This window comes from Streptomyces niphimycinicus, assembly GCF_018883605.1.
In the GTDB taxonomy this organism is placed as follows: Bacteria; Actinomycetota; Actinomycetes; order Streptomycetales; family Streptomycetaceae; genus Streptomyces; species Streptomyces niphimycinicus.
The window spans coordinates 46836-70939 of the sequence record NZ_JAHLEM010000049.1; the positions used below are offsets into that span (position 1 = coordinate 46836).

At 69.9% G+C, this 24104-nt stretch carries 22 protein-coding genes and 6 pseudogenes; 22 read left to right on the plus strand and 6 right to left on the minus strand.

From position 1 onward, the window contains the following. Positions 1 to 19: 19 nt before the first annotated feature. From KN815_RS06010 to KN815_RS06020, 3 genes are all read right to left on the minus strand, one after another. The gene (locus KN815_RS06010) at positions 20 to 811 is read right to left on the minus strand and encodes an ABC transporter permease (RefSeq protein WP_216340701.1); all 792 of its coding nucleotides are present in this window, start codon (positions 809 to 811) and stop codon (positions 20 to 22) included. After that, positions 808 to 1809 (minus strand): ATP-binding cassette domain-containing protein, encoded by a 1002-nt coding sequence (locus KN815_RS06015; RefSeq protein ID WP_216340702.1) that lies wholly within the window; start codon positions 1807 to 1809, stop codon positions 808 to 810. The genes KN815_RS06010 and KN815_RS06015 overlap by 4 nt, the downstream gene beginning before the upstream one ends. Before the next feature lie 87 nt (positions 1810 to 1896). Beyond that, positions 1897 to 2559 (minus strand): DUF4097 family beta strand repeat-containing protein, encoded by a 663-nt coding sequence (locus KN815_RS06020; RefSeq protein WP_216340703.1) that lies wholly within the window; start codon positions 2557 to 2559, stop codon positions 1897 to 1899. 235 nt (positions 2560 to 2794) lie between these two features. Here KN815_RS06020 and KN815_RS51485 point away from each other — a divergent pair, with 235 nt between their 5' ends. The 3 genes from KN815_RS51485 to KN815_RS06035 all read left to right on the plus strand — a co-directional run bounded on the left by KN815_RS51485 (position 2795) and on the right by KN815_RS06035 (position 4901). After that, a complete protein-coding gene (locus tag KN815_RS51485) occupies positions 2795 to 3538 on the plus strand; it encodes a helix-turn-helix domain-containing protein (protein ID WP_216340704.1) in 744 nt (247 codons plus the stop codon). A 168-nt stretch (positions 3539 to 3706) separates the two neighbouring features. Beyond that, positions 3707 to 4369, plus strand: a complete 663-nt coding sequence (locus KN815_RS06030; protein WP_216340705.1) for a DUF1707 SHOCT-like domain-containing protein — start codon at positions 3707 to 3709, stop codon at positions 4367 to 4369. Positions 4370 to 4667: 298 nt separating this feature from the next. Then, a complete protein-coding gene (locus KN815_RS06035; RefSeq protein ID WP_253208790.1) occupies positions 4668 to 4901 on the plus strand; it encodes a hypothetical protein in 234 nt (77 codons plus the stop codon). Positions 4902 to 5010: 109 nt separating this feature from the next. Here KN815_RS06035 and KN815_RS06040 read toward each other — a convergent pair whose 3' ends face one another. Next, positions 5011 to 6636 carry an MFS transporter gene (locus KN815_RS06040; RefSeq protein ID WP_216340706.1) on the minus strand — a complete coding sequence of 542 codons (1626 nt, stop codon included), beginning with the start codon at positions 6634 to 6636 and terminating at the stop codon, positions 5011 to 5013. A gap of 358 nt (positions 6637 to 6994) precedes the next feature. On the opposite strand from KN815_RS06040, the gene KN815_RS06045 reads away from it, so the two are divergent. The 13 genes and pseudogenes from KN815_RS06045 (at position 6995) to KN815_RS06100 (ending at position 16043) form a co-directional block, all read left to right on the plus strand. Continuing rightward, on the plus strand, positions 6995 to 7600 hold the full coding sequence (locus tag KN815_RS06045) for an XRE family transcriptional regulator (protein WP_216340707.1): 606 nt from the start codon (positions 6995 to 6997) through the stop codon (positions 7598 to 7600). A 118-nt stretch (positions 7601 to 7718) separates the two neighbouring features. After that, entirely contained in the window at positions 7719 to 8585 is an 867-nt protein-coding gene (locus tag KN815_RS06050; protein ID WP_216340708.1) for a class I SAM-dependent methyltransferase, read from the plus strand. 179 nt (positions 8586 to 8764) lie between these two features. Next, positions 8765 to 9457, plus strand: coding sequence for a M24 family metallopeptidase (locus KN815_RS06055; RefSeq protein WP_216340709.1), 693 nt, complete (start codon positions 8765 to 8767; stop codon positions 9455 to 9457). Between the two features lie 214 nt (positions 9458 to 9671). Next, positions 9672 to 9962, plus strand: a pseudogene (locus KN815_RS06060) (LLM class flavin-dependent oxidoreductase); the annotation flags it as partial. A gap of 370 nt (positions 9963 to 10332) precedes the next feature. Then, a pseudogene (locus KN815_RS52055) lies at positions 10333 to 10530 on the plus strand (cation:proton antiporter); the annotation flags it as partial. A gap of 112 nt (positions 10531 to 10642) precedes the next feature. Continuing rightward, positions 10643 to 11113, plus strand: a complete 471-nt coding sequence (locus tag KN815_RS06070) for a CBS domain-containing protein (RefSeq protein WP_216340710.1) — start codon at positions 10643 to 10645, stop codon at positions 11111 to 11113. Continuing rightward, on the plus strand, positions 11106 to 12407 hold the full coding sequence (locus KN815_RS06075; protein WP_216340711.1) for an ArsB/NhaD family transporter: 1302 nt from the start codon (positions 11106 to 11108) through the stop codon (positions 12405 to 12407). Before KN815_RS06070 ends, KN815_RS06075 begins: the two co-directional genes overlap by 8 nt. Before the next feature lie 29 nt (positions 12408 to 12436). Then, complete coding sequence (locus KN815_RS06080) at positions 12437 to 13549, plus strand: PucR family transcriptional regulator (RefSeq protein ID WP_216340712.1); 1113 nt, start codon at positions 12437 to 12439, stop codon at positions 13547 to 13549. A 130-nt stretch (positions 13550 to 13679) separates the two neighbouring features. Further along, complete coding sequence (locus KN815_RS06085; protein WP_216340713.1) at positions 13680 to 14066, plus strand: hypothetical protein; 387 nt, start codon at positions 13680 to 13682, stop codon at positions 14064 to 14066. Positions 14067 to 14231: 165 nt separating this feature from the next. After that, positions 14232 to 14519 (plus strand): annotated as a pseudogene (locus KN815_RS06090) (hypothetical protein); the annotation flags it as partial. Positions 14520 to 14682: 163 nt separating this feature from the next. Next, complete coding sequence (locus KN815_RS06095; RefSeq protein ID WP_216340714.1) at positions 14683 to 14970, plus strand: putative quinol monooxygenase; 288 nt, start codon at positions 14683 to 14685, stop codon at positions 14968 to 14970. A gap of 123 nt (positions 14971 to 15093) precedes the next feature. Then, a pseudogene (locus KN815_RS50095) lies at positions 15094 to 15513 on the plus strand (helix-turn-helix domain-containing protein); the annotation flags it as partial. Next, positions 15510 to 16043 carry a flavoprotein gene (locus KN815_RS06100; protein ID WP_216340715.1) on the plus strand — a complete coding sequence of 178 codons (534 nt, stop codon included), beginning with the start codon at positions 15510 to 15512 and terminating at the stop codon, positions 16041 to 16043. The pseudogene KN815_RS50095 and the gene KN815_RS06100, both read left to right, overlap by 4 nt. A gap of 559 nt (positions 16044 to 16602) precedes the next feature. On the opposite strand, the gene KN815_RS06105 is transcribed toward KN815_RS06100, so the two are convergent. Further along, positions 16603 to 17559, minus strand: coding sequence for a LysR family transcriptional regulator (locus KN815_RS06105; protein WP_216340716.1), 957 nt, complete (start codon positions 17557 to 17559; stop codon positions 16603 to 16605). 352 nt (positions 17560 to 17911) lie between these two features. Between KN815_RS06105 and KN815_RS06110 the strand changes: the two genes are divergently transcribed. From KN815_RS06110 to KN815_RS06130, 6 genes and pseudogenes are all read left to right on the plus strand, one after another. Then, the gene (locus KN815_RS06110; RefSeq protein ID WP_216340717.1) at positions 17912 to 19036 is read left to right on the plus strand and encodes a homogentisate 1,2-dioxygenase; all 1125 of its coding nucleotides are present in this window, start codon (positions 17912 to 17914) and stop codon (positions 19034 to 19036) included. Positions 19037 to 19223: 187 nt separating this feature from the next. Then, positions 19224 to 19493 (plus strand): hypothetical protein, encoded by a 270-nt coding sequence (locus KN815_RS52060; RefSeq protein ID WP_372458276.1) that lies wholly within the window; start codon positions 19224 to 19226, stop codon positions 19491 to 19493. 34 nt (positions 19494 to 19527) lie between these two features. Next, positions 19528 to 19977 (plus strand): annotated as a pseudogene (locus tag KN815_RS06120) (UbiX family flavin prenyltransferase); the annotation flags it as partial. A gap of 67 nt (positions 19978 to 20044) precedes the next feature. Further along, a pseudogene (locus KN815_RS52065) lies at positions 20045 to 20458 on the plus strand (UbiD family decarboxylase); the annotation flags it as partial. Continuing rightward, positions 20358 to 21800, plus strand: coding sequence for a UbiD family decarboxylase domain-containing protein (locus KN815_RS06125; protein WP_372458274.1), 1443 nt, complete (start codon positions 20358 to 20360; stop codon positions 21798 to 21800). The pseudogene KN815_RS52065 and the gene KN815_RS06125, both read left to right, overlap by 101 nt. Continuing rightward, positions 21742 to 22383, plus strand: a complete 642-nt coding sequence (locus KN815_RS06130) for a carbonic anhydrase (protein ID WP_301184552.1) — start codon at positions 21742 to 21744, stop codon at positions 22381 to 22383. The genes KN815_RS06125 and KN815_RS06130 overlap by 59 nt, the downstream gene beginning before the upstream one ends. 137 nt (positions 22384 to 22520) lie before the next feature. Here the strand turns inward: KN815_RS06130 and KN815_RS06135 are convergent, their stop codons facing one another. Continuing rightward, on the minus strand, positions 22521 to 23387 hold the full coding sequence (locus KN815_RS06135; protein ID WP_216340718.1) for an L-threonylcarbamoyladenylate synthase: 867 nt from the start codon (positions 23385 to 23387) through the stop codon (positions 22521 to 22523). Positions 23388 to 24104: the final 717 nt, after the last annotated feature.

Consider the following 24104-nt stretch of genomic DNA (forward strand, 5'->3'; position numbering starts at 1 on the left):
CCGGACTTCCGGGAGCCGCTTACTTCGGGTCGCGCTTGAACGACGCCGTCGACCAGCGGTAGCCGAGCGCGGTCAGGCCGATGGACCAGCCGAGGGCGAGCCACCCGTTGTGGCCGATTCCGGTGCCCAGCAGCAGACCGCGCAGGGTCTCGATGGCCGGGGTGAACGGCTGGTATTCGGCGATGGGCTGGAACCAGCCCGGGATCGAGTCGATCGGGATGAAGGCGCTGGAGATGAGCGGCAGCAGGATCAGCGGCATCGCGCTGTTGCTGGCGGCTTCGGCGTTCGGGCTGGCCATGCCCATCCCGACCGCGATCCAGGTGAGGGCCAGGGCGAAGAGCACCAGCAGTCCGAACGCCGCGAGCCACTCCAGGGCGGTGGCGTCCGTGGAGCGGAAGCCGATGGCCACGGCGATGGCGCCGACGAGGACCACGCTGGCGATGGACTGAAGCACGCTGCCGATGACATGCCCGATGAGCACGGATCCGCGGTGGATGGCCATGGTGCGGAAGCGGGCGACGATCCCCTCGGACATGTCGGTGGCGACGGACACCGCGGCCCCGATGACCGTGGAGCCGATGGTCATCAGCAGGATGCCGGGGACGACATAGGCGATGTAGTCGGAGCGGTCGGCGCCGCTGCCGGCGATGCCCGCGCTCATCGTGTCGCCGAAGAGGTAGACGAAGAGGAGGAGCAGCATGACCGGTGTGAGCAGCAGGTTCAGGGTCAGCGACGGGTAGCGGCGGGCGTGCAGGAGATTGCGGCGCAGCATCGTGGCCGAGTCGCGGACGGCGAGAGAGAGGGCGCTCATCGGGCGGTCTCCTTGGACTGGTCGTTCTGGGCGGCGGGCACGGTGGGGCCGGTGGAGCTGGTGGAGCTGGTGGAGCCGGTCGGGCCGGTCAGGGCGAAGAACACGTCGTCGAGGTCGGGAGTGTGCACGGTCAGCTCGTCGGCCTCGACGCCGACCGAGTCCAGCCAGTTGAGAATGGAGCGCAGTTCACGCTGGCTGCCGTCGCTGGGGAGTTGCAGCGACAGCGCCTCGTCGTCCCGTGTCACCTCGCGCAGGGCGGCGGAAGCGGACCGGTAGGCGGCCGGGTCGGCGAAGCGCAGCCGGACATGCCCGCCGGGGATGAGCCGCTTCAGCTCGTCGGCGCTGCCCTCGGCGGCGATCTTGCCGTCGCTCAGCACCGCGATGCGGTCGGCGAGTTCATCGGCCTCGTCCAGGTACTGGGTGGTGAGGAAGACGGTGACGCCGTCGGAGACCAACTCGCGGATGATGCCCCACATGTTGTGGCGGCTGCGCGGATCCAGGCCGGTGGTCGGCTCGTCGAGGAAGATGATCCGCGGGCTGCCGACCAGCGTCATGGCGATGTCCAGGCGGCGCTTCATGCCACCGGAGTAGCTGGCGGCGGGCTTTTTCGCGGCCTCGACCAGGTCGAACCGCTCCAGCAGCTCGGTGGCGACCCGCCGCCCCTCGCGCTTGGAGAGATGGTGCAGATCCGCCATGAGGAGCATGTTCTCCTCGCCGGTGATCAGCCCGTCGACGGCCGAGAACTGCCCGGTGACACCGATCGCGGCCCGCACCGCCTGCGGGTCGGCGGCGAGGTCGTGGCCGGCGACGTGCAGGTCGCCGCCGTCGGCGCTGATGAGGGTGGAGAGGATCTTGACGGCGGTGGTCTTGCCGGCGCCGTTCGGGCCGAGCAGGGAGAAGACCGTGCCTGCCGGCACCGCCAGGTCGATGCCGTCGAGGACGACCTTGTCGCCGTAGGACTTGCGCAGCCCGTTCGCCGCGATGGCCAAGCTGGTCATGAGAGGTGCTCCTTCTGGAAGCCGCGGATCGGAGGTTGCGGGGCAGAGGCTGTGGGGTCAGAGGTTGTGGGGCCAGAGGTTGTGGGGTCAGAGGCTGCGGGCGGCGATGTCGCCCCGGGAAGTGGTCGCGTGGATGTCGAGCTCGGCGGTTCCCGCGTTCTTGAGGCCGTTGCTGACGCGGCCGTAGGAGGTACCGGCGTCCAGGGAGGCCGAGACCCCGGCGGCGGCGGTGACCGAGATGTCGCCCTGCTGGGTGCTCAGCACGACCTTGCCGCGTACGGCCTCGGCGATCCGGATGTCACCCCTCGCGGTGCTGATCTCCGCGGGTCCGTTGAGCCGGCCGACCTCGACATCGCCGTCGACCGCGGTGAGGCGGACACTCGCGGCCTCATCGATCTTGATCTGGCGGTACGCACCCTCGAAGGCGATGTCGCCGAGGCGGCCGACGGCCCGGAATTCGGTGCTGGCCGCCTTCGCCTCGATGTGGGAACCGGCGGGGAGTTGGACGGTCACCTCGATGGATCCGGAGGGGCCGAGGTACTGGTTCTTCACCGGGAACTCGATCCGCAGGGCTCCGTCGGCGTACTCGACGGTGGTCTGCTCCGCCGCCTCCACATCGCGGCTCTTCGAGGCATTGGTGGGCCGGATCTCGACCGCGGTGTCGGCGCGATCGGCGGCGATGATCTGGATCCGCCCCGCGGGGATGTTCAGGACGGCGGCGATCGGGGCGGGGGTCTCGAACTTGCGCATCGTGCTCTCCTTGCGACTCGTTGTTTCCGACATTGGAAAAGCTACGTTGCGTTCAAGGAGCTGGCAACGAAGTTGTTGCATCAGATTTCCATCGATGCAGGTGAGGGCCGAGTAATCGTTGCGATGACCCTGAAACATAATGCAACGAGGATGCGCCGAACGTTGCAATGGATTGCGGGTGAACGCTATGCTGGGCCATCAGACAACGCCATCGGACAACACGAAGGAGGGCGCGATGCCGGGCGGCAGGCTCACCCAGAAGGACCGTCAGCAGATCGCGCTGGGGCTGGCCGACAACCTCCCCTATGCCGAGATCGCCCGCCGCCTGGAGCGTCCGACCTCGACGGTCACGCGTGAGGTGATGCGCAACGGCGGCCCCACCGGCTATCGCGCGGAGCCGGCCCACCGCGCCACCGAACGCCGCGCCCACCGGCGCAAGCCCGCCTCGTCCCGGGGAGCGGAGCCGGCCGCCCTGCCGCATGGACGCGACCCCGAGGCCGTGGCCGAATACGAAGAGCGGCTCACCGCCGTCATGATGCAATCGGGCCTGTCCAACAAGATGATGGCGCGGGTGATGGTCTGCCTCCTGACCACCGATTCCGGCAGCATGACCGCCGCCGAACTGGTCCAGCGCCTTCAGGTCAGCCCGGCGTCCATCTCCAAATCGATCACCTTCCTGGAGAGCCAGGCCCTCGTCCGCAGGGAACGCGACGAACGCCGCCGGGAGCGCTACGTCATCGACCACAACCTCTGGTACCAGTCGATGGCCGCCAGCGTCCGCGCCCTCACCCAGCAGGTCGAGATCTCACGCCAGGGCGTCGGCATCCTCGGCCCCGGCACCCCGGCCGCCGTCCGTCTGGAGAACATCGCCCGCTTCCTCGACTTCGTCGCCGAAAGCCTCGCCCGCGCCACGGAACAGGCCCGCGACATCCTCTACACGAGCGCCGAAGCGCCCTCGGACGGCCCCGCCACACCGTGATCGACGCTCACCATCCCCTCTCCACATGGGGCTTGGCCCGGATCTGTATCGCGATATAGCGTTAGCCTTCCACTCGCGCCGCTGTCTCCATCGAGCGGAGACGGCGGAGACGGCGGAGACGGCGGAGACGGCGGAGACGTTCGTCAGGACCAGGACCAGGACGGAAGCATGTCGGGAGAGATCTCGCCCGCCGGGGAGCACTCCGGCCCCGCCTCGTCGCCCGAGCTGCGGGCCTCTCATGCGGACCGGGACCGGGCGGTGGATGTGCTGCGTATCGCGGCGGGGGACGGCCTGCTGACCGCGGACGAGTTGGACGAGCGCCTGGAAGCCGCCCTGTCGGCGCGGACCCTGAGCGAACTGGCCGCCCTCACCGCCGACCTGCCGTCCGTATCGGCTACGGGCGGCGGCATGGCCGGAGTTGAGGTCAAGGACGTAGTCCGGATCGAACAGGTCCACAGCGGCGCGGTCGAGCGCGCGGGGCACTGGGTGGTGCCGCGGAGGCTGGAACTCGCCGTGACGTACTGCAAGGTGACCCTCGACTTCACGGACGCCGTGATCACGCACGACACCTTGCGGATCGACGTGGCCATGACGGGCAAGACCCTGAAGCTGATCACGAGGCCGGGCGTCGTGGTCGACACCGATGAGCTGCGGCTGGTGCACAGCAGCGTCAAATACCGTCGGACTCCAGCGAATCCTGATGCGCCGGTCACCCTGCGCGTGGAGTTGGTCGGTCAGAAGGCCCACGGCCGCGTAGTGGTGCGGCCCGCGCGCCGGACGTTCGGACAGTGGCTACTGCGCAGGCCCCCGTCCCTTCCCGCAGGTGATTGACGCCACGCCTGGTCTGGTTGACCTGCGCCGGGTCACGCGTCGGGTCACGCGTTCAGTCATACGTCCAGTTGTGCGCGAATGAGCACGTCGAGCCGCTGCCATGCCGGGGACGAGGCATTGACCGTGCCCTGGATGAGGGCGGGAATCGCGGAGGCCGCGTCCAGCTCGGGCAGTTCGCCGGGGCCGTAGCGTTCCCGGGTCGCCTCGGCGATCCGGCGGGCGAGGCCGTCGAGGCGGGGATCGTCGGCGTTGAGATCGTGCGCTGCGCGAGCTGGCCGATCAGGGCAATGAGACCGCCTTGGACCGGCTGGCCGACCTCGCCGATGCAGCCGGCGACCTCGGCGAACTGAGCGGGCTGCTGGACGAGGGATCCACACACGCCGGATTCCTGCTCACCCGCCGCGCCGCCGCGACCGCCGACCTGCGCGAACTGCAACGGATCGCCGACGCCGGATACGACGAGGCCGGGCACGAGCTGGCCCGGCTGTTGAAGACACCGGCCGACGGGCATGGGGCTTGCCCGGGCCCGTGACCTGTGCCTTTACATGGAGCGGGCAACCGTCAACATACACCTACCCAGCGGCGCAAGAGGCGATCATGGCTGCCGGACGACCCGCGGGCACCACTCCCACGACCTGCCCCTAAGCCTCCTGTCCGGCGGCGGATGAACCACCATGCTGCACGGCTCCTGTCTCCGCCTCCTCCGTGACCGTGATGGCGGAGGCTGAGTCCTTCGGGCCGCGAAAAGCGATGTAGACGAGCAGCACGCCCATCAGGGCGGCGCCTGCCCACATGGCTTGCTGCCAGCCGTCCACGAAGGACTGCTGCGCGGCGTGGATCAGGTCCTGGGAGTGCGTGCCGGTGCTGGGTGCCACCTCGACGGCGTTGGCGATGCCTTCGCGTGCGGTGTCCGCGGCCCCCTGGGGGATGCCGTCGAGCTTGTCGTCGATGGCGCTGCGGTAGCCGGCCGACAGGAGTGCGCCGAGCATGGCCACACCGAGGGCGGTGCCGAACTCGCGGGTGACGTCGTTGAGCGCGGAGGCGACTCCCTGCTTGGCGCGGGGCAGCGAGCTGGTGATGGCCTCGGTGGAGGGCGTCATCGACAGACCCATACCGGCACCCATGGCGAGCATGCCGGCCAGGATGGAGAGGTAGCCGCCGTCGACGGAGACGAACAGAGCCATCAACGCGAGGCCGAGGGTGGCCAGGGCGACGCCCATGGTCATGGTGGAGCGGGCGCCGATGCGTGCGGCCATCTTGGGGGCCAGGCCGGACGTCATCATCATCATGACGGCCATGGGCATCATCGCCACGGTGGACAGCAGCCCGGACCAGCCCAGGACGGCCTGGAAGAACGGAAAGAGGACCACGGCGATACCCGCCTGGACCCCGAAGACGACCAGCAGCGTGATGGAGCCGCCGGCCAGGTCGCGCTCACGGAACAGGCGAACATCCAGCAGCGAGGCGTCTTGGCGGTGCAGCTCCCAGGCCACGAATCCGACAGTGGCGATGACACCGACGATCACGCTGATCAGAGTCACCGGGGCGGTCCAGCCGCGCTCGGGGCCTTCCTGTAGAGCGGAGATCAGACCGATCACGGCGACGGCGGACAGCAATGCGCCTGTGGTGTCGAAGGAATGAGCGGAGTGCTCGCGGGAGTTCGGCACCGACTTCAGCGTCATCGCCAGTGCTACCACGACCAGGACCACGGGCAGCACGAACAGCCAGCGCCAGTCGGCGACATCGACCAGCAGCGCGGACAGGAACATGCCCAGAATGCCGCCGCCCCCGGCGACACCGGTCCACACGCCGATCGCCTTGCCCCGCTGCTGCTCCGGGAACGTACTGGTGATGACGGCCAGCGTGATCGGCATGATCATCGCAGCGCTCACACCGGCGGCCACGCGCGCGGCGATCATCACCTCGGCCGATGGGGCCAGGCCCGCGACGGCGCCGGCGGTACCGAAGATGGTCAGTCCGGTGATCAGCATGGGCTTACGGCCCAGCCGGTCACCGATGGCGCCGAGCGGCAGCAGGAGCGCGGCCAGGGCCAGGGTGTAGATATTGATGATCCACAGAACGGTGTTCTGCGAGGCACCGAACTCCACGGCCATGTGGGTCTGGGCGACGTTCAGCCCGGACACCGACGCGATGACGGCCATCAGCGCGATGGAGACGGCGATCAGGATCGAGCGCAACTGACGCGCATCCGGTGTCCCCGCGTCGTTCATTGGAGCCGCCGCTCGGGGAGGTTCGATCGTACTCATATCTTCCTTCCAGGAAGGGCATGCGGGATCAGCGCCGGAGCAGGGCCGGTCGCCGAATGGATGAGATGAGGGCTCGTACTCGCTCACCGCGTGGACCGTTGGGTGCGGCCGCGCGGTTCAGCGGCGGGCCGGGGGTCAGCAGCGGCCGGGGTTCAGCGGCGGGCCGGGGTTCAGCGACGGGCCGGGGTTCAGGCGGTGGTGTTCTCGCTCCGTGCGGCAGCGAGGGCCGTGCCGGGCGCTCTCGTAGCGGGAAGTCTGCGCAGACACCTCGCGCCCTTTCGTCGTGCGTGGCCCCCCGTCCGGACCACCTGCCTTCGACGTTAAGCCCGCATTGCGGCAAGGGCATATCATGTTGCCCATGACGCAAGAAGATGGGCAGTTGGACGGCCTCGTACGCAAACGCATCCGCGCCCTGCGGGTCGCCCAGGGCTGGTCCCTGGAAGAGCTGGCCACCCGCGCGCACCTCAGCCAGTCCTCGCTCAGCCGCATCGAGAACGGCCGGCGCCGCCTCGCCCTGGACCAGCTCGTCACCCTCGCCGGCGCCCTGGACACCACGCTGGACCAGCTAGTGGAGAACGCCGCCGACGATGTCGTCATCAGCCCGATGATCGATGGCACCCACGGTCTGATGCGCTGGCCGGTGAACGGCGACCCCGGCGTGAGCGTGATGCGGCAGCGGATGACCGAACCGCCGCCCGACAACCCTGCCCGCATGCGTGCCCATCCCGGCCGCGAATGGCTTGTGGTCCTGTCCGGCACCGCCATCCTCATGCTCGGCCACCGCAGGTTCCGCATCGAGACCAACCAGGCCGCCGAGTTCCCCACCATGATGCCGCACGCGATCGGCGCCGAGGGCGGGCCGTGCGAGATCATGGGCATCTTCGACCGCGACGCCCGCCGCGGCCACCTGCGCGAGGCCGCCGAGGCGGGCGACTGCGGCGACGCTCAGGGTCCCTGTCAGTGACGGTGTCGGAGGCCCGGCGCGGGCGGGATCTTGCGTGATGGGCAGCGGGCGAAGCGACCTTCTTGCGTAAGCGGCAAGATGCTGTGCCGTTGGCGCATGAGCGTCGTACGGTCTTGCCATGACCCAAATCCACCAGCACACCCCGCACGGCGAAGGCGGCCACCACCAGGCGCACGATCATGGCGGCCAGGCGGAGATCCTCGACCTCGATGCCGAGGTGCTCGCCGAGCACATCGCATTCATCACCGACTGGCTGCCGCTGAAGGCTGAGCCGCGCCAGATCGTGGATCTGGGCTGCGGCACGGGGGCGGGCACCTTCGCGCTCCTCGAGCGTTTCCCCGAGGCACACGTCACCGCCGTCGACACCTCGGTCGGGCACCTTGAGCTCCTGCGCGAGAAGGCGTGCACCCGTGGAGTGGAGGAGCGCGTGCGCACCGTACAGGCCGACCTCGACGCCGCTGACTGGCCCGATCTCGGGACGCCGGACCTGGTGTGGGCCTCCGCCTCGATGCACCACATGGCCCACCCCGACCGCGCCCTGACCAGCGTCCACGACCTGCTCGCCCCAGGCGGCCTGTTCGCCGTCGTCGAGCTGGACGGCTTCCCCCGCTTCCTGCCCGCCGACGCCCCCGAGAATCGGCCCGGTCTCGAAGAACGCTGCCACAGGGCGACCGACAGCTTCCACGCCGAACACGTTCCGCACCGCGGCGCCGACTGGGGACCGATGCTGTCCGCCGCCGGTTTCACCGTCGAAGACGAGCGCACCATCACCGTGAACATCGAAGGCGACCGCAGCGCAGCCATCGGCCGCTATGCCCACGGCAGCTTTCTGCGCATCCGCGGCGCCGCCGCACCAGCGCTCAGCCCCGAAGACCTTGCCGCACTCGACGAACTACTCGACACCGACAGCCCGCACAGCATCCTGCGCCGCGGCGACCTCGCCGTACGCACCGAACGCACCGTCTGGGCAGCCCGCCGCGCCTGAGTCGTGGCCGCGCAGCTCCAGCACGCCACGACAATGATCGATGCGGTGGCAGGGGCTCGCCTTGAACCCGGAGTGATGGCCCGGTACTTCAGCCTGAGGCCGCCCTGTCGGCGCGGATCGTACATGAGATCATCCAGTGGCATTGATCTGGGTAGATGCCGACCAAGGGGGATCTGGGCATGGCAGACGCGGAGACGAAGCGGGTTGCGGGGCTGGTTGCCGCGCAGGAGAAGGCGATCGCGCTGTTCGGCGAAGTGGAGGCACGCGGGATCGTGGCTCCAGGGCGCGGGGAGCGCGAGGTGAGCGACCACATCCGGGACCTGGCGAACGAGATGTTCGGCACCACCAAGCACTGGCACAAGCGGATCATCCGGTCCGGCCCCAACACACTGCTGCCCTACCGGGACAACCCTCCGGACCGGATCATCAGCGAGGACGACGTCGCCTTCGCCGACTTCGGCCCGATCTTCGAGGAGTACGAGGCCGACTTCGGGCGCACCTACGTCTTCGGGCAGGATCCCGACAAGCATCGCCTCCTGGCCGACCTCCCCCGTATCTTCGACGCCGGCCGCGCCGCATTCCAGGCCGACGAGACGATCACCGGGGCCCGTCTGTACGAGACGGTCGAGAAGCTCGCCGCCGAGGCCGGCTGGGAGATCGGCATCTGGCACACCGGCCACCTGGTCGGCGAGTTCCCTCACGAGACCAACGACGGAGCCAAGGCCGAGTCGTACATCACTCCCGAGAACCACACCCCTCTGCGCCGCACCGACCGGTCCGGACGGCCCTGCCACTGGATCCTCGAACTCCACTTCGTCGACCGCGAGAAGGGCTTCGGAGGCTTCTACGAGCAACTCCTGGACCTGGCCTGACACCGACCGGCGCCTGTTCAGCCTGAGACCCGCGCCGAAGCTGAAACGCCACCCGGTGCGGCGGCTGGGTCCTGACGAGACACCGCGTGGCAGACTGACGGCACATTGAAGCACCGTTGCAGCCAGACGACTTGGGAAGGTCATCTGCGTCAACGGTGCTTCGTTGCGTCAGGCACGGCCATCCGGCTGCGACGGTACGAGATCACGCGGGTCCGGCCCTGAGGAAGGCGAGGCGGTACGGCGGCTCCTTGACCGGCGCGGCACCACCTCCACCGCACCGGACCGGCACACCAAGCTCTACCCCAACTACCTCGGCCGCATCGCACCGCAGGACCGCGACCTGGTCCTGCCCTCGTTGATGAACTCCCTGGCCCTGGTCGGCAGCCGCGACGACCTCCTCACCCGCATCACCGCCCTGGAACAGGCCGGCATCGACGAACTCCTCATCCAGCCGGTGATCGACCCGCCCACCGAGATGGCCCGGCTCGCGAAACTCCTCACCTGAGCGAACCCGCCCGCCGCACGTCCAGGACGGCGCTTGATTCGAAGCGCGGTTGCAGCCGATGGACGGATGGCAGGAGGGCGGCTCCGCCGGTGCAGCACCCTCCGGCGTCCCGCCTCGGGGGTGCAACGGGCGGTGTGGACGACGGGCATCAATGTTCCGTAGGGAGCGCGTAAGGGTCATGTAAAGTGCCGTGCGGTGTGCCGGGAAGCCTGGTCGGCGGTAGGGGATTGCTCTCTTCACCGATCGGGGACGGTATTCATGGTGCTCATCGCGGTCTTCGGCGTGGCGCTTCTCATCGCGGTCCTGGTCTCGGGGCCGGCGGCCCGCTCGATTCTCTCCACCTCGCTGCTCTTCGCGTCGGCGATCGTGGGCCGTAAGGACGGCGGGCGCGGTGCTCGCCTCCGTCTCGCCGGAGTCCGGCCGCGCGTTCGAGCCGTTGGGCGAGGCCGTGGCGGAGTTGCGCAAGTTCGCGGCGCTGCTGGTGTTCGGCGCGCTGCTGACGCCTCGGCTGTTCGGGGACCTGTCAGCCGGGGGCTACGTGGCCGTGGTGCCGGCCATCGTTCTGGTCGAGGACCTCGTCGGCATCCCGGACGACGATGACGAGGACGGCCACGATGGGGGCAGGGAGAAGCAGACCGCCGGGTCGGTCCGGACGGCGTCCCGAGCGAAGGAGGACGACGATGCGCGCACGTGATCTGGCGGTGGAGTACGAGTCGGTCCGCGTCGATGACGACGCGCTGGAGGCGGCCCGCCTCATGGCCGAGCACCAACTGCCCGGGCTGCTGGTGCTGGACCGTAACGGGGAGCCGAAGGCGATCCTGCCCGCCTCCCAGGTGATCAAGGCACTCGTCCCGGGCTATGTGATCGAGGACCCCGCACTTGCGGCGGTCATCGACGAGAAACACGCAGACCGGCTGTGCGAGGCATTGCGTGGCCGCCGGGTCGGCGACCTGCTGTCCGACAAGGCGGCCCGGCCGCCGATCGCCGATCCCGACGACACCGCGCTGGAGGTGGCCGCGCTGATGGCGCAGGCGCGCAGCCCGCTGGTGGCGGTGGCGAGGCGGGACAAGGCGGGCCTGTATCTGCTCGGGGTGATCACCGCCTCGCAGCTCCTCCATCGACTCCTCGGATATGCGGAGCCCCATGAGTGACTGGCACAGTTGGGCGGCGATCGCCGTTTTCGTCGTCGCCTACGTGGCGATCATCAGTGAACGTGTCCACCGGACGGCCGCCGCCCTGGGAGGGGCGGCGGTCATGCTCACCATCGGTGCCACCGACGACAAGGCCGCCTTCTTCGACGAGCGTTCCGGGATCGACTGGAACGTCATCTTCCTGCTGCTGGGGATGATGGCGATCGTCGGGGTCCTGCGGCAGACGGGCCTGTTCGAGTATCTGGCGATCTGGGCGGTCAAACGCGCCCACGGCAAGCCCTTCCGCGTGATGACCATGCTCATAGTCATCACCGCGACCGCCTCCGCGCTGCTGGACAACGTCACCACGGTCCTGCTGGTCGCCCCGGTCACCCTGCTGGTGTGCGAACGTCTCGCGCTGCCGGCGGCGCCCTTCCTGATCGCGGAGGTGATGGCGTCCAACATCGGCGGCACCGCCACGCTCGTCGGTGACCCGCCGAACATCATCATCGCCAGCCGGGGCGGGCTGACCTTCAATGACTTCCTCGTCCACCTCGCCCCGATCGCCGTGCTCCTGACCGCCGTGCTGGTGCTGCTGTGCCGGGTGATGTTCCGCAAGGCGCTGGTGTACGACGAGGACCGGGCCACCGAGGTGATGGCGCTGGAGGAGCGCGAGGCCATCCGCGATCACCGGCTGCTGTACCAGGGCCTGGCCGTCCTGGCCCTGGTGGTCGTCGGGTTCGTGGCGCATCCGGTGCTGCACTACGCGCCGAGCGTGGTGGCCCTGCTCGGTGCCGGACTGCTCATCGCCGTCTCCAAGGTGGAGACGGGTGAGGCGCTGAAGGAGGTGGAGTGGCCGACCCTGGCGTTCTTCGCCGGGCTGTTCATCATGGTCGGGTCGCTCATCGAGACCGGTGTCATCGGGGAGATCTCCCGCGCGCTGGCGGACGCCACCGGCGGCAGCGAACTCGGCGCGGTGATGCTGCTGCTGTTCGGCTCGGCCGTGCTGTCGGGGGTCGTCGACAACATTCCCTACGTCGCCACCATGGCCCCCATCACCGCCGACCTGGCCCACGGCTTCGGCGGCGGCGACGGTGTCCACGTGCTGTGGTGGGCCCTGGCGCTGGGCGCCGACCTGGGCGGCAACGCCACCGCCATCGGCGCCTCCGCCAACGTGGTCGTCCTGGGCATCGCCGAACGCAACCGCCAGCCCATCTCCTTCTGGCAGTTCACCCGGTACGGCCTGATCGTCACCGCCGTCACGGTGGTGCTGTCCGCCGGCTACCTGTGGCTGCGGTACTTCGCCTTGAGCTGACGCTACGACGATCACAGGGAGCGGACCCGATGAGACAACCCCGGATACCTGATGACTTCCTCGGCGGGTACGAGCGGATGCTCACCGACGTCGCCGAGACCGGCCGACTGCTGCTCCGTCCCGAACTGGACGAACTGCGAGATCTGGGGGAGCGGGCGGCCGAGGCCGGATACGGGCTCGGGCCGCTCATCGGGCTGTACCTGGGCGAGACCCGCAGGCTGTGGGGGGCGCTGCCCGGCGCCGTCCGGGCGTCCGGCGCGTCGCTGTCGGCCCGTACCGCTGACGCGCTGCTCGGCGCCGTGGACACCGCCGTCGCCGCTCTCGGCGAGGGGCATGAGCGGGCACAGCGCCTGGCGGTGCGGCAGGAGGAGGCGGCGCGCCGTGAGTTCGTGGACGACCTGCTCTACGGGCGCAGTGACTTGGGGCGGCTGGCCGAGCGGGCGGAGCGGTTCGGGCTGCGGCTGGCGCGGAGCCACGCGGTGGCGGTCGCCGAGGGTGAGGAGTCGTACGACGTCGTGCATCCGATGGCGCGGCGGGTCGAGCGCGAGCTGATCGCCCGGTTCGGGGAGCACGATGTGCTGCTGACCACGAAGGAGGGGCGGCTGGTGTGCATCGCGGTCGGCGGCGAGCCTGGGTACGCGATCCTGGATGCCTTCGCGAGCTGGGTGCACGATCCCGGCAGTGGGCACGTGGGAGCGCGGACGGTGGCCGTCGGCCGTGATCATCCGGGGGCCGGTGGCGTGGTGCGCAGTTACGAGGAAGCCCTGAGCGCCCTGGAGCTCGCCGACCGTCTGGAGCTGCCCGGCCCTGTTCTGCGCGCCGCCGACCTGCTGGTCTTTCCGGTGCTCCTGCGCGACCGGGCGGCCATGGCCGACCTGGTGCGCACGGTGCTCGGCCCGCTCACGCGGACCCGTGGCGGGGCCGGGCCGCTCCTGGAGACGCTCACCGCGTGCGCGGCGGCCGGGTACGTCAACGCCGAGGCGGCACGGCGGCTGAACATCGGGGTCCGCACACTCTCCTACCGGCTGGAGCGCATCAAGGCCCTGACGGGTTACGACCCGGGCGACGCGTTGCAGCGCTTCACCTTGGAGACGGCCGCCATGGGGGCGCGGCTGCTCGGCTGGCCGGGGATCCCGTTGTAGGCGCCGTTCCGCCGTTCGGTTTCGGTGTCACCAAGCCATCAGGAACGCGTAAAGATTGCCGGGATCCGGCAATGCGCGGCGCGTTGTCCCGGTGTCACGATGTGCCCGGCACCGAGACGGGGGAAGCGCTGTGGCTGAGTTCCTGCGGGGCGCGCCGGAGCGTCCGGCGGTCCGGTCCGGCCTGACGCTCCTCGTCGTGGCCGGGCACCGGCTGGCGGTGCGGATCGGCGGGGCCGGCGGCCGGGCTCACGGGGGAGACGGAGTCCGCGCCGGCACCGTCGGCACACGGCGCACCGCCGTGGCCGTGGCCGGAATCGCGCTGGCCTGGTTCGTCGCGCTCGCCGGGGACGCGCTGACGGATCGGCACTGGCTGCGTATCGCCGTGCTGCCGGCCGTGGCGGGAGCGGGCTGGGCCGGTGTCAGGTTGCAGCGACGGCTGCCCCACCGCCCCTTTCCGCCCGCCGGGCCGCTCGATCGCCCCCGGGCCGGCGTCGATCGCGTCGTGTCCGGGATGTGACCCGCACAACCACCCCCGTTGCTCAGGGTCAAAGGGCCTGTCCTGGCCTGTGCCCTGCCCCGGTGGCAGCGGCACAGGCCGACGCGACGCCCTCGGGAGGGTTCATTGGCTCAGGAAAGTGGTCCGAAGGACTCTCTTCTCCTGTCTCTCCTGCCGTTCGGGGTCATGGCGGTGGTGGCCGCGGTGGACCTCACCACGGGGCCTGGAGTGGGGCTCCTGCCACTGGTGTCCCTGGGACCGGCCTTCGCGGGTCTCACCGGTGGATGGCGGCGCACGGTCGCCATAGGGGTGATCGCCGTCGCCCTGTGCCTCGTGCTGAGCGTGTACGACGGGCTGTTCGGCACCCGCCGCGGTTTCACCGCGCTGCTCTCGGTGGCGGGTGTCACCGCCGCGGGTCTCGCGGCGGCGGTGCGGCGACAGCGGCGCGAGGCGGAGCTGGCCAGTGTCCGCTCGGCTCGACAGTGATAGAGAGCCCGACCTGATCGTGCGGCACCACGGGCCGGGCGATGAGTTTGGCGGATGTCGGAAGTCCACCCACGTGGGTCGCGGCTATTCGGCCGGCCCTTGCCGGGGCTACGTCCCTGGGGACGTGAGAGAAGGGGAAAGCGGAGTGTCGGTGATCGTTGCCGGTAAGTTGTATGTGGATCCCAAGGACAGGGACCGCTTCATCGAGGGGCACCGCCCCATCGTGGAGGCGGCCCGCAGTCGCCCAGGCTGCCTCGACCTGTCCATCTCGCCCGACCCGATCGAGCCGGGCCGCGTGAACAACTTCGAGCACTGGGAGTCGCAGGAGGCCCTCGACGCCTTCCGGGCGGTGGCACCGCGCCCCTCCGTATCCGTGGACATCAAGGACGACCAGGTATTCAAGCACCAGATCTCGCATACCGGGCCGCCCTTCGACTGATGGGTTTTGCCGCAGATGCCGCCCTCGCCTGTGGTGCGATCGTCCGGCGAGGGAGTTGCGGTCATCCGAGAGGACGCCCCGCCCGCGCGCGACGCGGCCAAATGAGATCAGCTCGGCCGTCATCGCGCGGTCGCGCAGGATTTCCTCGCCGAAGCGAAGAACATTGCCCGCTAGGTGACCCTCGATCGCCCCGACGCGTGGGCCAACTTCAGTCCCGCCAATGTCGAGTTGCACGCCGTCAGCACCTCCGTTGCGCTCGGGGACGCGGGTGTGGCTCTGGAGTCGGCCCGGCCGCTCATGCGTCGGCCGATCCCTGTCCCTGAACGGCGTGCGGCCCTGTGGGTCGATACCGCCCGTGCGTACAGTCAGCAAGGCAGGCTCGCCGACGGCTACCGGGCCTTGCGAGTCGCCGAAGGCTGTGCGGCCCAGGACGTCCGACGGCCGGCCGTACGTGAGCTGGTGGCGGACATGGCGGCCCGTGACCGCCGCAGGGCCGTGCCTGAGCTGCATCACTTCAGCCGACAACTGGGAGTGCCCGCATGAGCGAGCGGAGCAAGTCGTTCCTGTACGTCGTCGTCTGCGCGGGCGGGATCGCCGATGACGTCGGCAAGCTGATCACTGCGGCGCAGGAACGGGACTGGGACGTGGGCGTCATCGCCACTCCGCAGGGTCTGGGGTTCATCGATGCCCAAGCGGTCGAGGCCCAGACCGGCTATCCGATCCGCTCCGCCTGGCGCTCGCCCGGCGATCCGCGCCCGCTCCCGCCGCCGGATGCCATCGCCGTCGCCCCGGCGACCTTCAACACGATCAACAAGTGGGCCGCCGGGATCTCGGACACTTTGGCGGTGGGCATCCTGTGCGAGGCGTACGGCTTGGGCGTCCCCACCGCTGTCCTGCCTTATCTGAACGCCGCCCAGGCCGCCCATCCGGCATACCGGCAGAGCCTGGAGCGGCTACGGGGCATGGGCGTGCTGGTCGCCGAGTACGAGCCGCATCAGCCGAAGGCGGGTGGCGGTCGCGACACGTTCCGGTGGGAGCAAGCGCTGGAGTTGCTGAGCCCCAAGGTGCGATGAGCGGGGAAAGCATTCCGGAAGGGCTATGAGCAGTGTGCCGCTTCATGGCACTTGGAACTGCTCAGGTTCAGCAGGAGGTCCACAGATGGTGCGGATCTGGCACGCGGGCAGGCATGCGGGCGTAGGAGGTCTGGACAACAAACAAGCCCCGGGCCGGTGGGCGGCTGTCCGAGCGGCGCGTTTGCGTGCGCAAGCTGTCGGCGCGTCCTCAGCCAGGAAGGGGCGTTCGACCAACCCGGATCCTGGCCGATCTGGCGGTGGCCGGGGCAGCCCCAAGGGCGCCGTGAAAGTGCCGAGTGTCGGTGCCTTGCGCCGCGGACGCCGTGGTCCGGGGCGCGCCGGGCCGCTGGTGTCGTCGGTCGAGCAGGGTGCGGGCGATCTCCAGGGCGAGGCGAAGTTGGCGAATCCAGTATGACCGCGGCGCCCTCGCGGCGCTCTCTGCTCGTGGCCACGTTGGTGCGCAGATGCTCGGCGGCTGGGGTATCCGGTCATGGAGCTCTGAGAGCGGGAGCAGGTGGCCGACGGGGGGAATTTGCGTGGTCAGATGGATGGGTGTTGCTCAGTTCGTCGCCCGCAGCGTGCCGCTATCGGGCTTGGGCAGCCACCAGTTGGCGCTCGGGGGGCGGTGCCAGTGATGGGTCCGGGCGTAGGTGTGGATGAGTTCCAGGGCTCGGTTGGTGGCGGGGTGCGCGGTGGTCGTGTTCCAGACGGCGTGCCAGGGGTAGAGCGGGACGGGGTCGTTCAGGGGCCGGGCGGTGAGGCCGGCGGGGAGGTGTGCGGAGGTGCGGCCGAAGGCCGGGTGGCGGAGGGCCTGGACGGCGGCCAGCGCGGAGGTGCGGCCGTGTCCGCGTATGCGTGTCGCCACCTTCAGGCCGAAGGCAGCGACGGCTTGGTCGACCCAGTCGTGCCACTCGGCGGACTCGTCCGCTGAGTGGATGAGGAGCGGGTGTTCGGCGAGGGCGGCGAGGGGGACCTCGTCCCGGTCGGCGAGGGGGTGGTCGGTGGGGAGGATGACGCCGATGGGGTCCAGGCCCACGGGCATGGTGGCGAGAGCGGCTCCGAGGGGGCGGCCGAGGCCGAAGGGGCGGCCGAAGGCGATGTCGAGGTCGCCGGTGAGGAGGCGGGGCAGTGCTGCGGCCATGCCGTGAGTCTGGAGCACCTCGAATGGCAGGTCGGGGGCCTGGGTGCGCAAGTGATGGATCAGGAGCGTGGAGGGCAGGCCCTCGGCGACGACGTCGATGCGCAGGGGAGTGCAGGTGTGGGTGATCTCGTCGACCAGGCGCTCGGCGTCGACGAGGAGGCGTCGGCCGCGTTCGGCGAAGGTCTCGCCGGCGGGGGTGAGGGCGACGTGGCGGCGGTCGCGGGTGAACAGCGGGACGCCGAGTCGCTTCTCCAGGGTTCTGATCTGGGCGGAGAGGGTCTGCTGGGCGATGGTGAGCCGGTCCGCGGCCCGGCCGAAGTGGAGTTCGTCGGCGAGGGTGACGGCGTAGCGCACCTGGCGCAGGTCGAGGTCCACAAATCCTCACCGTAACAGTCTGAGGCTGTTACGTGTCCGATGAACGGTGTTGGACCGGCGGCACGCTGTGGTTGTTGACTAGCGAAGTGGAAGGCGCCAGAGGGGCGCAAACCGAAGGAGTTTCCCGGAGTTTGATCGCTACATCAAAGGCCGGTGACGTGGCGAGGCAGTGGCCGCGCACACGTACGGCCCCGCGAGTGCGGTGAGCGGTCGGGCCGCGTCACCGCCGCGCCTGGCACAGGTGTAGCGGGGCGGGCCTCTTGCCGGCCCGACCGCCACACCGCGCTTACCTCTAACTCACCCACCGGATGGGGTGCTTGGCGTGTGCCGGCGCCCAGGGAGAAGTCGCTGCATGTTCGCGAAGCACGTTCAGGGCCGGATCTCCCGCCAGGCCCATGCCCGAGTGCCGCAGGGCACCTTCGAGGAGCACCACGGCCGTCAGGGGTTCGAGGGTGACGTCTCCCAGCTCTACCACGCCCACCCGACCACGGACTGGCTGCGGGTGGAGGGCCCGATCCGGCCACGGGGCATCCGGCTCACCGACGTTCCCGCCGCCGACGAGCACGACGAGCGAGCCCTGCCGACGCCGCTGATGTTCAACGAGGACATCACGGTCTCGGTGTCGAAGCGGACGGCGCCGATGCCGTACTACTTCCGCAACACCGACGGCGACACCCTGTTGCTGGTCCAGTCGGGCAGCGGCGCCCTCGTCACCGACTACGGCACCCTCGCGTACGGGCCGCTGGAGTACCTGGTGATCCCCAAGGGCACCAACTACCGGATCGTCCCCGACCCCGGCGCCGAGCAGCATGCCACCTACGTGGTGGAGACGCGGGAGCCCATCACGCTCCCCGAGCGGGGGCTGCTGGGGCACTTCCTGCCCTTCGACCGCGGCGTCCTGGACGTCCCCAGGCTCGACGCCAACATCCCCGTCCCCTCCGCGCAGAGTCCGGCCGGCGAGTGGGAGGTGCTCGTCAAGCGCGCGGGCGAACTGTCGTCAATCTTCTACGCCTTCGACCCCGCCGACGTGGAAGGCTGGACCGGCACCCTGGCTCCCTTCCGGCTGCGCCTGGCCGACCTCCGCCCGCTCTCCTGCGAACGCCTCGAAATGCCGCCGATGGCGCACGCCACCTTCCAGGCCGGGCAGAACTGGTTCGTCACCATGGCCCCCCGGCCCACCCAGACCGCGGACGACGCGGACAAGGCGCAGCCGGCCCATCGCAACGTCGACTACGACGAGCTGTTCGTCTTCCTCGGTACCGGCGACGGCGGCCAGGTCGGTCCGCCGGCGGGGCTGGCGAGCGTCACACCGGCCGGTATGAACCACGGCCCCGACCAGGTCCGCCACGCCAACCCGCGCACCCGGCTGCCGTTCTACGTGTGGAACGTCGACACCGTCCGCCCCCTGCGCTACACCGAAGCCTTCGAAGCCGTCGAGATCCCCGACTTCGCCCGCCAGGAGAGCTACCGCGGCTGACCCCGACCGGCCCCGACGGCCCCCGCCCGTATCCCCTTCCGCCCGGCAGGGGATACGGGCAGCACCGAGTTCTGGAGCACCATCCGTCATGAGCCGTGTCCTGGCCATCTCCGGTTCCCTGTGAGCCGCTCGTCTCACGAACAAGGGCGGCAAGACCTGTACGCTGCACGGCTTCCCGGGGGGCTCGCTGCGTGAAGGGGCACTCATCGGCAAGCCCGCCACCCGGAACGGTGGCGCCGGCGGAGTCGTCCGGCCGCACCCGGGGCAGAGCGCACACGCGGTGCCGCCACACCGTCAGCGACGGGGTATCGGACACCCCGTGCTGGGGCGAGCCACGGACCGTCCACGTCTGGCTGCCCGCGCCCGGTCGAGAGGACCGGGCGCTGAACGGCTCTACGTGCTGCCTGTAGTGGTGGTGCCGGTGGGCAGGAGTTCCTCGGCGCCTTTGACCCGGTAGGTGACGGTGTTGCGGGCCGCCTGCAAGGCACCGGCACGGGGCGGAGGACCAGGCGGCGTCGATCTCCAGTGGTTCGTTCCGTACCGACGGCATGGTCATCACGCCTTGCAGCGCGAAGACCCTCGCCGCGATCCGGGCCGGCTACGGCAGCGACCTGATCAGCCGTGCGGCGGACGTCCATCTCAAGGAGCAGCGGCGGCTGGTCCTGGCGGTGCGGGAGACCCCGCTGTCGACCATCCACCTGGAGAACATGCTGGCCCTGTCCCGGATGGGCGTCAGTCTGCTCCCGCCCATGCCGGCCTTCTACAACCGGCCCGCGAGCGTGGACGACATCGTCGATCACCTCGTCGCGCGCGTCATGGACCAGTTCGGCCTGGACAGCAAGCGGGCGGTCCGCTGGGAGGGCCCCACCACTGCCCGCACCCGCCGCGCCCGTCCCCTCGCCCCTCTCGACAGCACCGCCCCCGACCGGGCGGTCGGCTGAGCCACGAAACCCCCGCCGGGCGCCTCCTCAGCGCCTCGACGGGCCTGAAGAAAGGAAGGGAACCCCCATGGCCTGCATCAAGGACCTGCGCACCTACCTCGGCGCTCTCGACGCACTCGGCGACCTGCGCACCGTCGACCGGCTCGTCGATCCCGACCTGGAGGTCGGCGCGATCATCCGCCGCTCCTACGAGACCGTCGCCCCGGCACCCCTGTTCACCAACATCAAGGACTCAGCCCCCGGTTTCCGGCTGCTGGGAGCTCCCGGCGCCCTGAGCTCCGCTCCCGGCCGTCCGCTGGCCCGTATCGCGCTCTCCCTCGGGCTCGACTCCACCGCTGGCGCCCGCGAGATCGTCGACGCCTTCGCCGAGGCAAGCACCCGTGAGCCGCTCCGGCCGGTGCTGGTCGACAGCGCACCGTGCAAGCAGAACATCCTGCTCGGCGAGGACGCCTCGCTGGCCCGGTTCCCGACCCCGCCGCTGCACGAAGGCGACGGCGGCCCCTACGTCAACACCTGGGGCACCATCGTCGCGCACCCCGGACGGATCGTTCACCAATTGGTCCATCGCCCGGATCGTGATGGTCGACGACACGCACATGACCGGTCTGGTGCTGCACCCCCAGCACATCGCCCAGGTGTGGCAGCAGTGGGCCGACCGCGGCGAGCCGATGCCGTTCGCCCTGGTCCAGGGCGGCGAGCCGGCCCTGCCCTTCATCTCCGGCATGCCCCTGCCGGACGGCGTGGAGGAAGCCGGCTACCTCGGCGCCCTGCTCGGCGAGCCCCTGGAACTGGTCCAGTGCGAGACCGTCGACCTCCAGGTGCCGGCGAGCGCCGAAATCGTCATCGAGGGGCACCTGTCGGTCGAACGCACCGGCCTTGAGGGCCCGATGGGCGAGTTCGCCGGCTACCGTCCGAGCGAGACCTCGATGCAGCCCGTCTACACCATCGAGGCCATCACCCACCGCGACAACCCCATCTGGCCGACCGTGGTCGAAGGCGAACCCGTCGACGAGTACCACACGGCCACCGGCCTCACCCTGGCCGCCGAAGCCCTGACCGCCCTGCGTGCGGCGAACCTGCCCGTCACATCCGCCTGGGAACCCTTCGACGGCGCCTCGCACATCCTGGTGATCAGCGTCGCCACCGACTGGCGCGACAAGCTCCCCGGCCTCTCCACCGGCGACCTCACCCAGCGGATCACCGACGTCATCGCCGCCCAGCGCTTCGAGTACCTGGTGCCCCGCGTCTTCGTCCTCGACGACGACGTGGACGCCGCCGACACCGGTGAACTGATGTGGGCGCTCGCCACTCGGGTGCACCCCACCGGCCGGCGGTCGTGCGCGAGGGCAAGGTGCTGCCCCTGCTCTCCGTGTACACGCCGAACGAGCGGCACGCCTGGAAGGGACCCAAGGTCACCTACGACGCCCTGCTCCCCTCCGACGAAGAGGGCCGCGAGCCCCGGAGCTCCTTCCGATTCATCTTCCCGCAGGAAGTCCAGCAGCGGGTGCTGGAGCACTGGAACGACTGACCCCGACCGGCAGGCACGACGCGTTACACGGCGCATCACCACAGCCGAACACCCCGACTGCCTGCCTCCATCAGTCTGTCCCTGCCGAGGACCGTCCCTCGACAGGGACTCGGGCAGCGCCTGGTTCCCCTCGCCCGGCGCCTGGGGCGGCGCACTGGTCGTCACCGTCGCCAGACCCGGTGAACTCCGGCGGGACCAGGCGGTGCGACGGCTGTGCCGGACCGTAGGCTGCCGCCATGACCGAGATCCAGACCTCGACTCCCCGCGCCGCCTTCGAGCTGCTCATGGCCGGTAACCAGCGCTTCGTCTCAGGCGCCCCCGAGCACCCGAACCAGGACGCCACTCGCCGCACCGAGATCGCACCGTCCCAGCAGCCCTTCGCCGTGCTGTTCGGGTGCTCCGACTCCCGGCTGGCCGCCGAGATCATCTTCGACCGCGGCCTGGGCGATCTGTTCGTGGTACGTACGGCGGGGCATGTCGCTGGCGCAGAAGTCCTTGGTTCCATCGAGTACGGCGTGAGCGTGCTCGACGCCCCGCTCGTCGTCGTGCTCGGCCACGACTCGTGCGGGGCCATCGCAGCCGCCCGTGACGCGGCCGACGGTGGCAGGGTGCCCGGCGGCTTCGTCCGTGACGTTGTCGAGCGGGTGACACCGAGCGTGCTGGCGGCCCGCGCCGCCGGACGCGACCAGGCCGAAGAGATCCTGGCCGAGCACATAGAGCAGACCGTGGACCTGCTGCTGGAACGCTCTCGCGCCCTGGCCGAGCGGGTGGCCGCCGGCCGTCTCGGCGTGGTGGGGCTGTCCTACCGGCTGGCCGACGGCAGTGCACAGCTCGTCGCCTCTCGCGGCATTGACGCAGCGGTCCCCGCCGCGTCCTGACGGCCCCGGCCGTGGCTGCCCTGGCCGTGGCTGCCCTGGCATGATCTCCCCCGGGCTGTGGAGAGCCGTATATGTGGAGGAGGACCCACCGGGTTCACCGGTCGATCACCCCCGTAAGGGCGCAGCGTCGGTACTGGTCACACGGTGGGCCGGGGCCCCGCGGCGCGGCGGAGCCGGTTGGCGATCGCCAGCCCCAGCCCCTCCTCCACCGGCAATGACGCGACGATGAGGTCACACCCCCGCTGGTCGAGCTCGCGCAGGAACCCGTACAGCCCGCGCGCGTAGGCGGCCAGCGAACCGGGGACCGCCACCACGGCGTGCGCCTTCACCTCAGCGTCGGCGAAGGAGGCAGGAAGAAGGACGCCCACCCGGTGCCCCAGCTCGTGCGCCATCTCCGCTTGGGCGACGACCTTCTCCGGTTCGACCAGGACGACCCGAGCGCGCGGCGCGTAGTGGGACGGATGCTGGCCCGGCACTCGTACCCGGCTGGTCGAAGGGACCGCAAGCGGGCACCCCAGCACCGCTTCGAGGTCCTCGCGCGTCACCCCGCCGGGCCGCAGGATGCTCGGGATCTCCCCCGTGGCGTCGACGATGGTCGACTCGACACCGACCTCGCAGAGGCCGCCGTCCAGCACGAGGTCCACGGCGTCACCGAGCTCGGCACGGACATGGTCCGCCGTGGTGGGGCTCACCGAGCCGAAACGGTTGGCGGACGGGGCCGTGACACCGCCGCCGAACGCCGACAGCAGCGCGAGTGCGACGGGGTGGTCGGGCACGCGCACGGCGACCGTCTCCAAGCCACCGGTCGCTTCGAGGGGCACCCGTTGCCCGCGCCGCAGGACGAGCGTGAGGGGCCCCGGCCAGAAGTGTTCGGCCAGCAGGCGGGCTGTTGCGGGCACGTCCTGGACCCAGTCGTCCAGTTGAGTTTCGGTTGGGAGAGCCACCAGGCCGCCGGCGCGCAGCAAACCGGCCGCCTTCTCGATGTCACTGGTGCTTGCCGTCACCCCCGCAATCCTAGGGTGCGTCAAGGGTCGGCGACGGCCTTGCCGTAGTCGCGTGAATCCACCAGCGTCACGGGGTGTTCGTCAGCGTCCATCGCGACCAGCGAGGCGCTGGACTCGAAACCGTAGTTGCAGACGAGGGAGGAAGTGCAGGAGGGCGGCTCCGGCCGGTGCGGCCGCGCTCATGGACTGCCACGCCGGCCATGTCGGGAAGATCGGTGATGGCGTTTCGATGGGTTTCGATGGGTAAGGGGGTGCGTCGTCGGGTCACCTGACCGCAGAAAACGGACCGGCTAGCGCTTTGCGGCCGCGACAGCACGTTCGCGCGGCAAGTAGTGGCGCAGGTCGCAGAAGACGCCTCTCGGGCTGCGAGATTGACATGCATGTGTCGCTCAGAGTGGGGCTGTGTCGTGCCCTTTGATCGCGTTTCGTGCGCCAGTTGGGGCACGCGGAGGCACGGCGGCCCCAGAGAGGTCTGGACAACAAACAAGGCCCGGGTCTGTGACCTGGGCCTTAAAGCGTGGAGCGGGTGACGGGAATCGAACCCGCGCTCTGAGCTTGGGAATCACGGGGCGATCAGGGCTGAGTAGGCTGCTGACCAGTGCAAACGAGGGATGGCGGCAAGTCGCCGACCTTACGCAATTCCCGGCATTGGCCGCTGTTGACCGCCGTATCTGGTGCGCTTCTGGTGCGACGGACGCTACGTGGTTGGCCAGGCGG